13 protein-coding genes are annotated in these 13,681 nt (G+C 70.0%); 1 reads left to right on the top strand and 12 read right to left on the bottom strand.

Annotated features, from left to right (window positions below; translation table 11 throughout):
* Positions 1-39: 39 nt before the first annotated feature.
* The 4 genes from MKD50_RS24110 to MKD50_RS24095 all read right to left on the bottom strand — a co-directional run bounded on the left by MKD50_RS24110 (position 40) and on the right by MKD50_RS24095 (position 4,027).
* Complete coding sequence (locus tag MKD50_RS24110; RefSeq protein WP_115699371.1) at positions 40-1,107, bottom strand: MBL fold metallo-hydrolase; 1,068 nt, start codon at positions 1,105-1,107, stop codon at positions 40-42.
* A gap of 186 nt (positions 1,108-1,293) precedes the next feature.
* Positions 1,294-2,259, bottom strand: coding sequence for a Bug family tripartite tricarboxylate transporter substrate binding protein (locus tag MKD50_RS24105; protein ID WP_252668997.1), 966 nt, complete (start codon positions 2,257-2,259; stop codon positions 1,294-1,296).
* 54 nt (positions 2,260-2,313) lie between these two features.
* Positions 2,314-2,655 carry an AtuA-related protein gene (locus MKD50_RS24100; RefSeq protein ID WP_240071372.1) on the bottom strand — a complete coding sequence of 114 codons (342 nt, stop codon included), beginning with the start codon at positions 2,653-2,655 and terminating at the stop codon, positions 2,314-2,316.
* A gap of 10 nt (positions 2,656-2,665) precedes the next feature.
* Positions 2,666-4,027 (bottom strand): acyclic terpene utilization AtuA family protein, encoded by a 1,362-nt coding sequence (locus tag MKD50_RS24095; RefSeq protein WP_115699368.1) that lies wholly within the window; start codon positions 4,025-4,027, stop codon positions 2,666-2,668.
* Positions 4,028-4,139: 112 nt separating this feature from the next.
* Between MKD50_RS24095 and MKD50_RS24090 the strand changes: the two genes are divergently transcribed.
* Positions 4,140-5,045 (top strand): LysR family transcriptional regulator, encoded by a 906-nt coding sequence (locus MKD50_RS24090; protein WP_115699367.1) that lies wholly within the window; start codon positions 4,140-4,142, stop codon positions 5,043-5,045.
* Positions 5,046-5,126: 81 nt separating this feature from the next.
* On the opposite strand, the gene MKD50_RS24085 is transcribed toward MKD50_RS24090, so the two are convergent.
* The 8 genes from MKD50_RS24085 to MKD50_RS24050 form a co-directional block, all read right to left on the bottom strand.
* On the bottom strand, positions 5,127-5,918 hold the full coding sequence (locus MKD50_RS24085; protein ID WP_240071369.1) for an SDR family oxidoreductase: 792 nt from the start codon (positions 5,916-5,918) through the stop codon (positions 5,127-5,129).
* 44 nt (positions 5,919-5,962) lie between these two features.
* Positions 5,963-7,099, bottom strand: a complete 1,137-nt coding sequence (locus MKD50_RS24080; RefSeq protein ID WP_115699365.1) for an ABC transporter substrate-binding protein — start codon at positions 7,097-7,099, stop codon at positions 5,963-5,965.
* Between the two features lie 269 nt (positions 7,100-7,368).
* Entirely contained in the window at positions 7,369-7,881 is a 513-nt protein-coding gene (locus MKD50_RS24075; RefSeq protein WP_115699364.1) for a DUF1269 domain-containing protein, read from the bottom strand.
* Between the two features lie 203 nt (positions 7,882-8,084).
* Complete coding sequence (locus MKD50_RS24070) at positions 8,085-9,515, bottom strand: acetate kinase (protein WP_115699363.1); 1,431 nt, start codon at positions 9,513-9,515, stop codon at positions 8,085-8,087.
* Between the two features lie 74 nt (positions 9,516-9,589).
* Positions 9,590-10,480, bottom strand: coding sequence for a flagellin (locus tag MKD50_RS24065; protein WP_252668995.1), 891 nt, complete (start codon positions 10,478-10,480; stop codon positions 9,590-9,592).
* Between the two features lie 10 nt (positions 10,481-10,490).
* Positions 10,491-11,189 (bottom strand): C39 family peptidase, encoded by a 699-nt coding sequence (locus tag MKD50_RS24060; protein WP_115699361.1) that lies wholly within the window; start codon positions 11,187-11,189, stop codon positions 10,491-10,493.
* A complete protein-coding gene (locus MKD50_RS24055) occupies positions 11,189-11,623 on the bottom strand; it encodes a hypothetical protein (RefSeq protein ID WP_115699360.1) in 435 nt (144 codons plus the stop codon). Before MKD50_RS24055 ends, MKD50_RS24060 begins: the two co-directional genes overlap by 1 nt.
* A gap of 181 nt (positions 11,624-11,804) precedes the next feature.
* Positions 11,805-13,376, bottom strand: coding sequence for a hypothetical protein (locus tag MKD50_RS24050; protein WP_115699359.1), 1,572 nt, complete (start codon positions 13,374-13,376; stop codon positions 11,805-11,807).
* Positions 13,377-13,681 lie beyond the last annotated feature (305 nt).

Raw genomic sequence — 13,681 nt, 5'->3', positions numbered from 1 at the left:
CCCCTGGGATGACTCTAGGCGAAAAGCCGCCGCGCGTGGCTAGCGGTCGTCGCGGATCGGGCCATATTCGGCCGGCACCCAGGTATAGCCGGCGGTATCGCGGCGCACATGGCCCAGGCCAGGGAACGGCATGTGCGCGCCGCCTACCCACAACCGGCCCCTGGCGGCCTGCTCCAGGATGCGCTTGCGCGTGATCACGGCCTGGTGGCTGTCGACGTCGAACTCGATCGCCACCTGCGGCCGGCGCAGCTGCAGCGCGTGGTTGTGCACGATGTCGCCCCACAGCAGCAGGCTGTCGTTGCCCGAGGTGAACAGGTAGCCGCTGTGCCCCGGGGTATGCCCGTTGGCCGGCACCACGCGCACGCCGGGAACGGGCTCGGGAATGGACTCACTACGGGCGCCGCCATTGAAGGTGCGCAGGCGCTGCGCCGCCTGGTACGGCGCGACCGCGGCACGCGCCATGGCGAACAGGCCCTGCGCCTCCTTCGGCGCGGCGGCGGCGTTGGCTTCGCTCAGCCAGTAGTCGAGGTCGGCCTTGTCGACATAGACCGTGGCGTTCGGGAACGCGGCCTTGCCGTCGGTGGCCAGGCCGCAGGCATGGTCGCCATGCAGATGCGTCAGCAGCACGGTATCGACCTGCTCGGGTGCATAGCCCGCGGCGCGCAGGTTCTCGCCGATGCGTCCCAGCGTCGGACCGAAGCAGCCCGCCGCACCGGTGTCGACCAGCACCAGGCGGCTGCCGGTATGGATCAGGTAGGCGTTGACGGCGGTCTGCATGCCCGGCGTCGAGGTCACGAACATCCGCGCCAGCAGGCTTTGCAGTTCGCGCGCGCTGGTGTACTTGAACAGCTTGGGGTCCAGGTCGATGTGGCCGTCATAGAGCGCGGTGACTTCCAGCTGGCCGACCATCATGCGGTAGTAGCCCGGCACTTGCGACTTCTGCTGCGCCGGCGGCGTGGCGGTCTGCGCGCTGGCCACGCCCGCGGCCAGCACGGCGCTGCCCATGGCGATGGCGGTGACGGCGCGGGATGCGGCCCGGCGCAAGGCAAGGTGCAACTTCGGGCGCGGGCCAGAGGTAGCGGGGCGCACCATGGACTGCAGCTTCATATCCTGATCCTGTTCTGATTGGTGTTGTCGAGGAGCAGGCCGGCGCCGGCGGGCGCGCGGCCAGCGCATATCTTAGCCGCGCCTTGCCCGACAAGGCCGCAAGGGTCAAAGCGTACCTACTTCTGCGTAAAAAACGGGGCCGCGTGGCCCCGTTTTCCATGCATGGGAGCTCGCGCCGCCCCGTTTTTACTCTGGCTGTATATTCGCCGCCTTGATGATGCGGCCCCACTTGCCGGACTCCTGCGACTGGAACTTCGCCAGTTCCGCGGGCGTGCTGGTGAAGACCTCCGTGCCGGTCGACTTGTAGAAGCCGGCGGCGCTCTCGCTGCGCGCGGCCTTCACCATCATTGCGTTGAGTTTGGCCACCACCGGCTGCGGCGTCCCAGCGGGCGCATAGGCGGCGAACCAGTAGCTCATCTCGTAGCCCTTGACGCCGGCTTCATCGATGGTCGGCACCTCCGGCGCCAGCGGCGAGCGGGCCTTGCCCGACACGCCCAGCGCGCGCAGCTTGCCGCTCTTGACCTGCGGCAGGCCGGTGGCGGTGTCGGTGATCATCATCTGGATCTGGTTGCCGAGCAGGTCGGTGATGGCGAGCGGGTTGCTCTTGTACGGCACGTGCAGCAGCTGCACCTGCGCCATCTGCTGGAACAGCTCGCCGGCAATGCGCGACGACGAACTGCCGCTGCCAAAGCTGAGCTTGCCCGGCTGCTGCCGTGCCAGCGCGATGAACTCGCCCACGGTCTTGGCCGGCACCTGCGGGTTGACCACCATGATCTGGCCGCCGCGTCCCAGCGCCGTGATGGGCGCGTAGTCCTTGACCGGGTCGTAGGGCAGCTTCTTGAACAGGTGCTCGTTGGCCGCATGCGTGGTGTTGGTGCTCATCAGCACGGTGTAGCCATCCGGCGCCGCCTTGGCCACGTCGGACGCGGCGATAAAGCCGTTGGCGCCGGGCTTGTTGTCGACCACCACGGTGACCTTGCTGTCCACCGTGATGGCCTGGCCGATGGCGCGCGCGAGCTGGTCGGTGGCGCTGCCGGCGGCAAACGGCACCACGAAGCGGATCGGCTTGTCGGGAAACTCGGCCCAGGCCTGGCCCGCGGGCAGGATCAGCGCGAGCGCGGCAACGGCCAGTGGCTTGAAGAGCGGATGCATGTGAGGTCTCCTGTTGAAATCGTTATCGGTGAAGGCAAGGGTTCAAGGGTGGTCCTAACCCCCCGGCACGAGCCGCGGCGGCACCGGGATCTCGAGCTGCAGCAGGCGGAACGACAGCGCCTTGCCGTGGGTGTCGAGGTTGAGCGCATCGTTGACGCCGCCATCGAGCACGCCGTCGAGCACGAAGTTCATCGCGTGCAGCGACGGCACCAGGTAGCGCGTCACCGCCGCGGGCCGGCGCTCGCGAAACAGATCGCGCACCGCGTCCTCGGTCACGTGCGCGACCAGGTGGTCGAAGTCGCGCGGGTCATAGGCGATCACGCTGATGTTGGAACGGTCGCCCTTGTCGCCGGTGCGGCCATGGGCGAACTGGTAGAGCGCGGCGGTGGCGGTCATGGCGGGCTCCTCAGTCGATAAAGGTAAAGGTGGGCGTGACCGCGGCGCGCGGCACCAGGCACGACACCGCATTCAGGCGCGCGCGCTGCGCCGTGCGCACGCCGCCGCCGCCGGCGGGACCGCAGGTATAGAGCGCGTTCACCTCGCGCTGCAGCGCCTGCGCCACCGCCAGGTCGTCATGCGCCAGCGCGGCACGCAGGCGCACGTCCTGCGCCTGCGCCTCGTGCGGCTGGGGCTGCGCAAACATGGCGCCGGCATCGTCGGCGAGCACGCTGAGCACGCCGATCAGGTCGAAGCGGATCGGCGCGTCGTGGCCCAGCATGCGCATGCGCCGGCGCAGGATGTCGGCGGCCAGCCGCGCGCGCGCCGCGGCGTTGGGGCCGGCGTAGGAGATCTCGCCCTCGGCCAGCCAGCCGCCGTGGCTGAACACATTGGCCTTGAGTTGCGCCGGGCGCGGGTGGCCGCGCACGTTGCGCACGGATACGCGGTCCGGGCCGAGCTGCGCCACGGTGACGGCGCCGATGTCGGCCACCACGTCCGGCGTCAGGTAGGCGCACGGATCGTGCACCTCGTACAGCAGCTGTTCCTTGACCGTGCGCAGGTCGACGCAGCCGCCGGTGTCGGCGGCCTTGAAGATCTCGATGCCGCCGTCGGCGTCGAGTTGCGCGATCGGGAAGCCCAGCGCGTGCACGTCCGGCACCTCCTTGCGGCCCGGATCGGCAAAGTAGCCGCCGGTGACCTGCGCCCCGCATTCGAGCAGGTGCCCGGCCATGGTGGCGGCGGCAAGCCGGTCCCAGTCGTCCCAGGCCCAGCCAAAGTGCGCCATCGCCGGCCCCAGTGCCAGCGCCGGGTCGGCCACGCGCCCGCACACCACCACGTCGGCGCCGGCGGCAAGGGCGTCGGCAATGCCCTGCGCGCCGATATAGGCGTTGGCGCAGACAAAGCGTTCGGTGTCGAAGGCGTCGCCGAGGATGCCGTGCAGGCGCGCGCGCCCGGCCGCGTCGGACAGGTCATCGCCCTCGACCACCGCCACGCGCGGCGCGGCCAGGCCCAGTTCGCTGGCGAGTTGCAGCACGCGCCGCGCCGCGGCGCGCGGATTGGCGGCGCCAAAATTGCCGACGATGGCAATGCGGTGCTGCAGGCACAGGCCCAGCACCGGCGCCAGCAGCGCGTCGAGCAGCGGCTCGTAGCCCTGCGCGGGATCGTTGCGCCGCGCCAGCTGCGCCAGTGCCAGCGTGCGCTCGGCCAGGGTCTCGAAGATCAGCGCGGCCGGCTGCGCCGCGGCGATCAGCGTGCGCACCACCGGCAGCGCGGCGTCGGTACGGTCGCCGGAGAAACCGGCGCCGGAGCCGATCAGCAAGGGAGCAGTCATGGTCGGGGAGGCAGGGTTGGGGGGTCGATCCAATTCTAGGGCGCGCGGGCCCAGTCAAAAAATGGATTATTTGGATTAATCTATCGACTTCCTGGATATATCCGCTGGCGCCATGAACCTGTCGGTAAAACATCTCCGCGCCTTCGTGGCGCTGGCCACCTACCGCAATTTCACGCGCGCGGCGCGCGCCTGCCACCTGTCGCAGTCCGCCTTCAGCGCGCTGGTGCAGACGCTGGAAGAGCAGGCTGGCAGCCGGCTGTTCGAACGCACCACGCGGCACGTGGAGCTGAGCACCGACGGCGTGCGCTTCGAGCAGACCGCGCGCCGGCTGCTGGCCGACTTCGAGACCGCGTTCGAAGACCTGCGCGCGCACGCGGAGCGGCGCAAGGGGCGGGTCTCGATCGCGGCGCTGCCCTCGCTCGCCGGGGGCGATCTGCCGCCGCTGCTGGCGCAGTTTCGCGCGCGCTATCCGGGCATCGTGCTGGAACTGTTCGACCAGCTTGCCGATGGCTGCATCGAGCTGGTGCGGCAGGGCCGCGCCGACTTCGCGCTGGCACCGGCGCCGGCGCAGGACGACGACCTGCGCGTCGAGTCGCTGGTGCGCGACACCTTCCACCTGGTGTGCCCGGCGAATCATGCGCTGGCGCGCAAGCGGCGTATCACGCCGGAGATGCTGGCGGGGCTGCCGTTCATCCAGCTGTCGCGCACCACCAGCGTGCGCCAGCACCTGGACGCTGCGCTGCATCCGTTGCGGCTGGCCAGCGTGATGGAGGTGGAGCACCTCGCGACCGTGGCGGCGCTGGTGCAGGCAGGCCTGGGCATCAGCGCGGTGCCGTCGCTGGCGCTGTTCCAGTTCCGCCGCGAAGGGCTGGCGATCCGGCCGCTGCAGCTGCCGTCGCTGGTGCGCGATATCTGTCTGGTGCGGCTCAAGGACCGCGGCGATTCGGCGGCGGCCGCCGCGATGATCGAGGCCCTGCAGGCGTTCTACCGTGGCGGCAAAGTGCCCGTGCGGCGCTGAATCGCGCGCGCGACCGGTACGCAGAATCGGGTACGCTTTGGCGGGCAAGCGGCGCGCGATGCGCCAGAGGAGGTGCCTGGATCAGAAGTGCCCGAGATAGCCGCCGTCGACCGCCAGCACCTGCCCGGTGACGTACGACGCCGCCGGCGATGCCAGGAACACCACCGCGCCCGCCACCTCCTGCGGCTGGCCCCAGCGGCCCAGCGAGGTGCGCTGGCGCAGCCACTCGGCCACGCTCTCGTCCTCGACCATGGGCTGGTTCGGTTCGGTGGCGAAGTAGCCGGGCGCGATCGCATTGACGGTGACGCCGTGGCGGCCCAGGTCGGCGGCCATGGCACGCGTGAGCGCGTCCAGGCCGCCCTTGGTGGCGGGATAGAGCACGTCGCCGGCGCGCGCCACCTGGCCCGCGATCGAGCTGACATTGACGATGCGCCCGTAGCCGCCCTGGCGCATGCGCAGCGCGGCCAGCCGGCACAGCGCGTAGGGCGCGACCAGGTTGGTCTCGAGCATGGCGCGCAGGTCGCCGGCATCGAGCTGCGCCATGTTGCTGCGGTTGCGCGCGCCGGCGTTGTTCACCAGGATATCGAGCCGGCCATGGTCGGCATCGATGCGGTCGAAGGCGGCCGCCACGGCGGCCTCGTCGGTGATGTCGAGCACCAGCGCCTCGGCGCTGCCGCCGCGCGCCGCCAGCGTGGCGACGGCGTCGTGCACGCGCGGCGCATTGCGGGCCACCACCAGCACATGGGCACCGGCATCGGCCAGCCCGGCGGCGATCGCCAGACCCAGGCCCTGCGCGCCGCCGGTCACCAGCGCCACGCGGCCATGCAGCGTGAACGGGGTACGGGAATCGGGGGAGGGGATAGGAGTAGCCATGCGGGCGACTATACCGCAGCAGCGTGCTCCCGCCCGTGGCCGCGCTAGCGGATCAGCTTGCCGGTGGACGACACGATCGACATCTCCACGAACGACGAGCCGGTGTGGCGCGCGGCGCTGTAGCTGATCAGGATCCCACCGAGGTCATAGTCGCGCATGCCCTCCAGCGCCGCCACCAGCCGCTCGCGGGTCAGGTCGGGGCCGGCGCGGCGCAGGCCTTCCACCAGCACCTTGGCCGACATGAAGCCCTCCATGCCGGCGTTGGACAGCTCCACGCCCTGCTGCCGCGCCAGGCTGCGGTATTCGCTCGCCAGCGTCATCTGGCTGGAGTTGGTGCCCGGCACCACCTGCGTGATGATCAGGCCGCGCGCGTCGTCGCCGAGTTCGCGGATAAAGGCATCGGCGGCATTGTTGGACAGCGTGACGAACTGCGCCTCGCTGCCGGCGCGGCGCAACTCGCGGATGACGCGCGCCGCTTCCGAGCCCGAGCCGATCACCAGCACCGCCTGCGGGTTGGCCTTGTGCATCGCCGCCACGCCCTGGCTGATGTCGCCCATGGGCCGGGCGAAGTTGACCGTCGCCGCGGGCTGCACGCCGCGCGCCTGCAGCGCGGTGCTGTAGCCTTCCAGCACGTCCCTGCCGAAGCCGTCGTTGGCATAGAAGATGCCGATGCGGCTCATTCCCGAGGTCGCCAGATGGTTGATCGCGCGCGCCACTTCGTCCTGGTACTTGGCGCGCACATTGAACACGTAGCGGTTCACCGGCCGGTGCAGCGTGATGGCACCGGTCAGCGGCGCGATCAGGGGCACCTTCTGCGCGGCAATGATAGGGAGGATGCTCTCGTTCTGCGGCGTGCCGCGCACCATGAACAGTGCGAACACCTTGTCCTCGTCGAGCAGCTTGCGCACGTTGTCGGGCGTGCGCTTGGCATCGAAGCCGTCATCGTAGGTGACCAGCTCGATGCGGCGGCCGGCGACGCCGCCGCTGGCATTGACCGTGCGCAGGTAGACCTGCGCGCCGGCGATCTGCTCCTTGACCGAGCCCGCCACCGGCCCGGTGATGCCAGCCGACTGGCCGATGCGGATGGTGTTGCGGCTCACGCCCGGTTCCGCCAGCGCCGCCTGCGCGGCCCAGCCCAGCGTCGCGGCCAGCAGGCCGCACGCGATCCATTTCGCCTTCATTGTCTCGACCCCTCCGCCTGGACGGCTGCTTTCATTGTTCTGTGGCGGCACGCCGGACAAGGCCCGCGCGCCGTCACGCAAGGTACCGCATGCGTGCGGCGTGGGCAAACCGGGAAAACAGGGGGTGTTGCAGCGGCATCACACCGGAACCGGAAGCGGTTCCGGTGCGGGCCGGGGCGCGCGGCAGGTAGCGCGCCGGAGCGCGCCGCGTGGGCGCGCGCGGAGAGAGATGCGGCGCCACGCGGCGCCAGCCGGCGGCAGGCGCCGGATCAGGGGAACGCCGGTACGGCCGGATCGACGCCGGCGAAGCTGGCTTCCGGGTGCGCGTTGCGCAGCAGGGTTTCGACTTCCTCGACGCGGCTGCGCGGCACGTCCAACATCAGCAGGATCTTGCCCGCCTCGATGTCTTTCTCGAACGCGCGCAGCCGGCTGTTGGGGGCGGAACTGCCGATCATGCTTGCCGCCCAGGCCCCGAACACCGCGCCCAGCACCGCCAGCACGCCGACCAGCCCCCACTGCGGGGTGTCGCTGACGATGGGGAACATCGCCACCACCACGCCGGCCACCACGCCCACGCCGCCGCCGACCATCAGGCCCATTTCGGCCGCGTGGACGATGTCGGACGTCTGGAACAGGTTGGCTTCATGCAGGCCGGTCATGTCGGCACCGTCGCGCGCCACGAAGTGGATGTGGCGGTTCTCGACGCGGGCCAGCAGCAGGTCATCCATGGTGCGCCGGGCACTCGCCAGGTCGGGCAACAACCAGAAGATGCGTTTGCGCATGTCTCTCTCCTTGTACAGGCCGCACCACCGGTGAGGTTGAGGCTGGTCGGAAAGTACCGCTGGCGGCGCGGGGTTATTTCTTTGTACGCCGTTCATGGGGCCAGCGCAAGGCGCGTTTCGGCGCTGGCGCACGGTGCCGCCGCATGTGACGCGCACGCGTGCCCTGCCCGGGCGGGGCACGCGTCACGTCTGCATCATGGCCTTCAGAAAGTGATCGGCAGGCGCACATTGACCTGCAGGTCGGGCGTGTCGCGCGTCAGCCCGGCGCCCACCGAGAGGTTGAGCGTATAGCGGTTGTTGAAGCGGTACGAATAGCCCACCAGCAAGGTGCCCTGGGTCACGCGCACCGAGCCGGGCACGGTCATGCCATTCTGCTTGGTCGGCCAGATGATGGCCTGGTCGTAGCCGATACTGAACGACGCCTTTTCGTTGAGCGACAGCCCCATGCCGAAGCTGAACTCGAAGATGTCCCCCGGCGCGATCTTGCCCAGGTTCTCCTTCTCGCCGTTCAGCACGGTGCGGCTGACGTTGTTGCGCGCAAAGTTGTGCAGGTAGCTGAAGGTGCCGAAGAACACCGCCGGATCGGTCGGCAGCAGCCAGGTAATGCCCGGCTGGATCGCCTGGAAGCCGGTGCCGGTGGGCAGCCCGAGCGGCAGGCCGGTGCCGGTGGTATTGCCCACGCAGCGCGTCACGCAATCAGTCACCACCTCGAACGGGTCCTTGCCGGTGGCGGACTTGTAGCGCAGCCAGCCGACAAAGTACGGAATGCGCTCGTTGCCGTAGTTGAGCTGGTAGCGCACCGTCGCCTCGACATCGCCCAGGCCCTTGCCGCTGGAATTGAACACGTTGTCGACCGCGGTGCCGGTGAATACCTCGCGGCTGATGGTCGAGCCCGAGGTCTGAACGTACGGCACCTTGGCCTCGATCTCGAGCCGCTTGGTGACGCCGTAGCGCAGCGCGATCGATTCGATATAGGTCGAGGTCTTGACCTCGCGCACATCGATGAGCCCGATCAGGATGGCCGGAATGATCGAGTAGCCGACCAGCGCGACGCGGTTGTTCGATGAGTAGCCGTACTGGAAGCCCGGCTCCACCACAAGCTTGCCCTCGGCGGTGAGCACCCCGGGCTGGTCGATCAGCGGTGCCACCTCGGGCGGGCGCCGGTCGCTTTCGGGCGGCCGCCCCACGGGCTCTTCCGTGGCCACCGTCTGCGGGCTGGCGGACTCGCCTTGCTGCGCCCCGGGCTGCGGTCCCTGGGCCATAACCTGTTGTGGACTGCTGGCCAGACCCGGCGCGCCCTGCGTGGCACTGGCGGCCGCTGCCGCGGTGGCGGCACTGGTGGCATTGTCGGCCGGCATCACGCCGGGCCCGGAGCGCTGTCCGCCGCGCTTGGCGGCCAGCACCTCGGTGCCGATCACGCTGCGCAGTTCGCGGATCACTGCCTCCTGCTCGGCCAGCGCGCGCTTCATGGCATCGAGCTGGCTGGCCTGGTCGGCGAGTTCCCTCTGCAGTTGTTCCAGTCCGGCCGCGGGTGGCCCCGCCTCCGGCGGCGTCTGGGCTTGCGCCAGTCCGCCGAGCAACAGCAACGTCGAGCATCCCGCATTGCGGATGCCCTGCATCGACCGCTTCTTCATCACGTCTTCCTCCCCCGGACGGCAGGCTGTTCTGCAGGAGCCCGCGACCTGTACTGCCGCTACCTCGCTAACGGCTATCTCATGCTTGCGGCCCGCAGCAGCGCATTGTTCAGCGCCGTGTTGGCCAGTTGCGACCGGAACGCCTGCAGCGTATTGACGCTTGCGTCGATTGTCATCAGGCTCCGGATGCTCTGGTTGTTCAGCGTGTTCTGGATCACGGTCACCGGCGTTCCCGCCAGTGCCCCCACCGATGCGGCATTGCCCGGGCCGTTCTGGATCACGTTGAGCAGCCCGTTGGTCACGACCTGGCCGGTGGCGGTACTCACGGCTGTCGCCGGCAGCCCCGCCGCACCTGTAGCACCCGCGGCGCCGGGAGAGGCACCACCACCATTGGCCGCTGCCGCGGCACCGCCCGCCGCCGCACCAGCCGCAGCCGATGCCGCCGCGCTGGCCCCATTGGCATTCGCCGCGGCGGCCTCGGCAGTGACCGGATTGCCTGCCAGCGCGTTGGCCACAGCGGCATTGGTGCTGGCCACAATGGCGGGCCCCAGCGTCGCGGCAAGCCGCGCGGCCTGGTCGGCAGTGATGCGGCTGACGTCCGGGATGTTAATGCTGGTGGCGACCACCAGGTCGCCGTTGATGTACACCGCGCGTTCGATACCGAACGAAACCTGCAGCCCGGGGATCTCGAAGCCGCCGCGCATGTCGTCGAGCTTTTCATGGGCCACCGGCTTCCAGCCGGCCATGCTGCCGCGCGCGGCAGCCACGGGATAGGAGTCGCCGCGTTCGCGCGCGGCCATGGCTGCCTGCGCCGGCGGCGCCGCGGCATCGGTTGCGCCGGGCTGCGGCGGCATGCCGGCCTGTGCCGTGCCGGCGTACGCCAGGCCGGCGCCCAGCACCATCGCCGCTGCCGCCGAGGCGGCGCTGCGTGGCACGGCCGGGGCCGGCAAGGAGATCTGCAACATGATGCGTTCCTCAAAAATCTCCGGCGCCATGGCGGGGCATGACCGTGAAGAACAGGTTGTCCCGGTTGACGCCCATCCAGTAAGGACCGCTGGGCGCGACGCGCCAGTCCGCGGCGACATTGAAGCGCGCGCGATCGGTGCGGTTGTGGATCACGAACAGCAGTTGGCTGTCCCAGATGCGCTCGAACTGTTCGCGCGACATGGCGCGCGTGCCGCGCGCCGGATCGCCGACCAGCACGCGGTTGCCCTTCACGCCCTTGACCACCACGAAATGGTGGTAGCCGTTCTCGACGATCAGCACGATCGCCGGCACCTGCGTTTCTTCCAGCTTGGACAGCGGCAGCTCGAAGCCATCCGCCTCATAGCCCAGCGCCGCCAGGAAGCGCTTCATGTCCAGCAGCGAGAACCCCTCGGCGCGGATCTTCTGCTGGTCGCCGTTGAGGTACATGTTCTGGAACACGGTGGCCTCGTTGATCGGATGGCCGTACTGGTACGTCAGCAGCGTGGCCACCGCGGCCGAGCCGCAGCTGAAGTCGAACTGCTGGCGGATGGTGGACTTGAAGCGCGCCTCGCGGAGGCTGGTGACCCTGACGCTGTAGGGTTCGCCGACCGGTCCGTACAGCGCGACGTCGGCGGCGTGCACGCCGGGCACGTGCGCCGAGGCCAGCAGCCACGGCACGCACGCCAGCAGGATTCGCAGCGGCTTCATCATTTGAACTGGACGTTGACGATGGTGGCGTTCTGGATCAGCACGTTCGATCCCGAGTTCTGGATCGCGGTGGGGATCCCGGCCGCATTCGAGAACGCGCCTTCCGTGATGTGGTTGGTGCCGGACAAGGTATTGACCGCGGCGTTGTCGGCCACGGTGCCGTGCAGGCGCATATCGTTGACGGTGACTTCCGCACCGCCGCGGACATGGTCCAGCCGCGACACGGGCACGGCCTTGGCCGCGCCGGCGAACAGCGCGGCCGGCGCTGGTGCCGGTGCGGTGTCGGCTGCCGCCATCGCGATGGCCGCGGCAGCGTCCGCGCGCGCCGCGGCCATGGCGGCCTCCAGCCCTGGCGGCTCCGCGTAGGCCGGCAATGCGGGCCAGGCGAGTAATGCCGCGGCACAAGTGCCGACGGCGAAACGGACCGGTTGCATGGTGTTCCCCCCTTGCCGATGCGCCGACTCTCTCCAATCGGCTGCATGGCGACTTGGCTTGCGTAGGCATGACAGGGCCCGGGCGCCCGCACACAGGATGCGGGCGCCGGTCCTGCCGGCATGACCGCGAAACCGCCGGCCGGCCCCGGGGCAAACCCGGGGTCCGGCCGCGTTGCGCGTCTTACCTGCCGCCCACGTTGAGGTTGGCCTGCACGTTCACGCTTTGCTGCACCAGCGAGGCCACGCCGCTGTTCTGGCTGGCCATCATGATGCCCGCCGCCGTCTGACCAACGCTGGTCATGGTGTTGGACATGTTGAAGGTGCCTGCGTCGACCAGGTTGTAGCCGCCGTTGCCGCCGGTACCGCCGGCGCCGCCGTTGCCCACGCCACCCATGCCACCGGTACCGCCAGTGGCCGCGCCGCCGCTGCCGCCGTTGCCACCGTTGCCGCCGTCGCCGCCGTCACCGGCGGTGGCGCTGCCGTTCGATGCCATGGTCGTGGCCGCGCCCGAGGTCGCCGCCGCGCCCGCGCCGCCGGCACCGCCGGTGCTGGTCTGCGCGCCGCCGGCACCGCCGGTCGCCGTGCCGTTGCCAGCCGTCGCGGTCGCGCCCGCGCCGCTCGAGCCGCCCGCGCCGCCGGTGCCGCTGCCTGCGCCGCCGGTCGCGACCGCGCCGGAGCTGCCGGAGCCGCCCGCACCGCCGGTGGCCCCCGCGCCGCCGCCCGTGCCCGTGCCCGCGCCCGCCGTGTTGGTACCGGCCGCACCGGAGCCGCCACCAGCGCCACCAGCGCCGCCGGCATCCATGCCGCGGCCGTTGGCATCGCCACCGCTGCCGCCCGCGCCGCCGGCCGAACCGGCCAGGCCGCCGAGGGCACCGCTGGCACCCAGGCCGCCGCCGCCGATCGCGCCAGCGCCGCCGCCACGGCCGCCCGCGCCAAGCGAGGCGCTCAGAGCACCGCCGCCCTTGCCGTAGGCATCCCCACCGCTGCCGCCCTTGCTGCCCGCGGCGCTGAGCGCGCTGCCGCCCTTGCCATAGGCGCTGCCACCATCGCCGCCCCAGCCGATCGCGGCGCCACCATCGCCACCGTCGCCGCCCACGGCCCTGCCCGTGGTGGCAGCGCCGGCGCGAGCCCCGCCGTTATAGGCATAGGCCTTGGCGCCCACCGCACCGACCGCGCCGGCAGCACCGTTGCCGCCCACGCCGCCCGCACCGGTACCGCCGTTGCCGCCGGTGCCGCCCTTGCCGCCGAAGCCGGTGCCGCCGTTGGCGTTACCGAAGTTCTTGGCCACATTGCCGATGTTGGCGACCGTATTGCCGGTGACCTGCCCACTGAGCTTGCTGACCGCGATCGCCTTGCTGGTGTTGAAGGAATTGGCGATGCTCGACGAGGCGTTGCCCGCGTTGGCGGCGGCATTGCCCAGCCCGCCCTGGTCCAGCGTCAGGCGGGTGCGGTTGTCGGAGTTGGTCTTGCTCTTGTTGTTGGAGTTGGTGCGGTTGTTGGAGTCATTGGTCGACTTGTCGACCGCAACGTCGACCGTGGTGGTGCGGGTGCTGGTACGGGTGCTGGTGCTGTGATCGGAGTTGTCCTGGTTGGACGTCGAGTTCTCATTGGCCAGGGACCCGGCGCCGCTTTGGGTTGAATTGGCGGTGGCGGTCTGATGGTTCCAGCCATCCGTGTTGGTATTGCTCGGGTTACCCCACGCCGAACCAGCAAAGGCGAGGGCAATCGCCGACGCCAGAATTGTCTTGTTCATACGATGCTCCCAGGAGGATTTCACAGTCACAGCGGCTCAGCCCCTGGCCGGCACTCATCGTCGAGCGCGCGGCCGGGGGTTCAGGTCGGGCTTGCTGCCAAACCAGCCTGCCTTGCGCATAATCGGTGCCAGCTTCGTCACCCCGGGCGGCAAGTCCTTGTATTACAAGGGCCACCTGGCGTGCGGGCACGGTTCTGGCCGATGTTTTGCCGGATCAACATGGGTCCGCGCTGATGTGCCGCCGGGGACATGTCACATCGCTGTGACAGAGGGGCCCCACCGGGTTTCGGGGGCCTTTCGGGGCC

It is taken from the genome of Cupriavidus mimosae (genome assembly GCF_023952485.1).
Taxonomy (GTDB): domain Bacteria; phylum Pseudomonadota; class Gammaproteobacteria; order Burkholderiales; family Burkholderiaceae; genus Cupriavidus; species Cupriavidus taiwanensis_C.
Note: the sequence above shows the minus strand (reverse complement) of the source record. Positions and strands in the feature narration are given on the sequence as shown.

Coding starts and splice junctions, on each gene's coding strand:
- MKD50_RS24110 (WP_115699371.1), bottom strand. CDS start 1,107: ATGAAGCTGCAGTCCATGGTGCGCCCCGCTACCTCTGGCCCGCGCCCG.
- MKD50_RS24105 (WP_252668997.1), bottom strand. CDS start 2,259: ATGCATCCGCTCTTCAAGCCACTGGCCGTTGCCGCGCTCGCGCTGATC.
- MKD50_RS24100 (WP_240071372.1), bottom strand. CDS start 2,655: ATGACCGCCACCGCCGCGCTCTACCAGTTCGCCCATGGCCGCACCGGC.
- MKD50_RS24095 (WP_115699368.1), bottom strand. CDS start 4,027: ATGACTGCTCCCTTGCTGATCGGCTCCGGCGCCGGTTTCTCCGGCGAC.
- MKD50_RS24090 (WP_115699367.1), top strand. CDS start 4,140: ATGAACCTGTCGGTAAAACATCTCCGCGCCTTCGTGGCGCTGGCCACC.
- MKD50_RS24085 (WP_240071369.1), bottom strand. CDS start 5,918: ATGGCTACTCCTATCCCCTCCCCCGATTCCCGTACCCCGTTCACGCTG.
- MKD50_RS24080 (WP_115699365.1), bottom strand. CDS start 7,099: ATGAAGGCGAAATGGATCGCGTGCGGCCTGCTGGCCGCGACGCTGGGC.
- MKD50_RS24075 (WP_115699364.1), bottom strand. CDS start 7,881: ATGCGCAAACGCATCTTCTGGTTGTTGCCCGACCTGGCGAGTGCCCGG.
- MKD50_RS24070 (WP_115699363.1), bottom strand. CDS start 9,515: ATGAAGAAGCGGTCGATGCAGGGCATCCGCAATGCGGGATGCTCGACG.
- MKD50_RS24065 (WP_252668995.1), bottom strand. CDS start 10,480: ATGTTGCAGATCTCCTTGCCGGCCCCGGCCGTGCCACGCAGCGCCGCC.
- MKD50_RS24060 (WP_115699361.1), bottom strand. CDS start 11,189: ATGAAGCCGCTGCGAATCCTGCTGGCGTGCGTGCCGTGGCTGCTGGCC.
- MKD50_RS24055 (WP_115699360.1), bottom strand. CDS start 11,623: ATGCAACCGGTCCGTTTCGCCGTCGGCACTTGTGCCGCGGCATTACTC.
- MKD50_RS24050 (WP_115699359.1), bottom strand. CDS start 13,376: ATGAACAAGACAATTCTGGCGTCGGCGATTGCCCTCGCCTTTGCTGGT.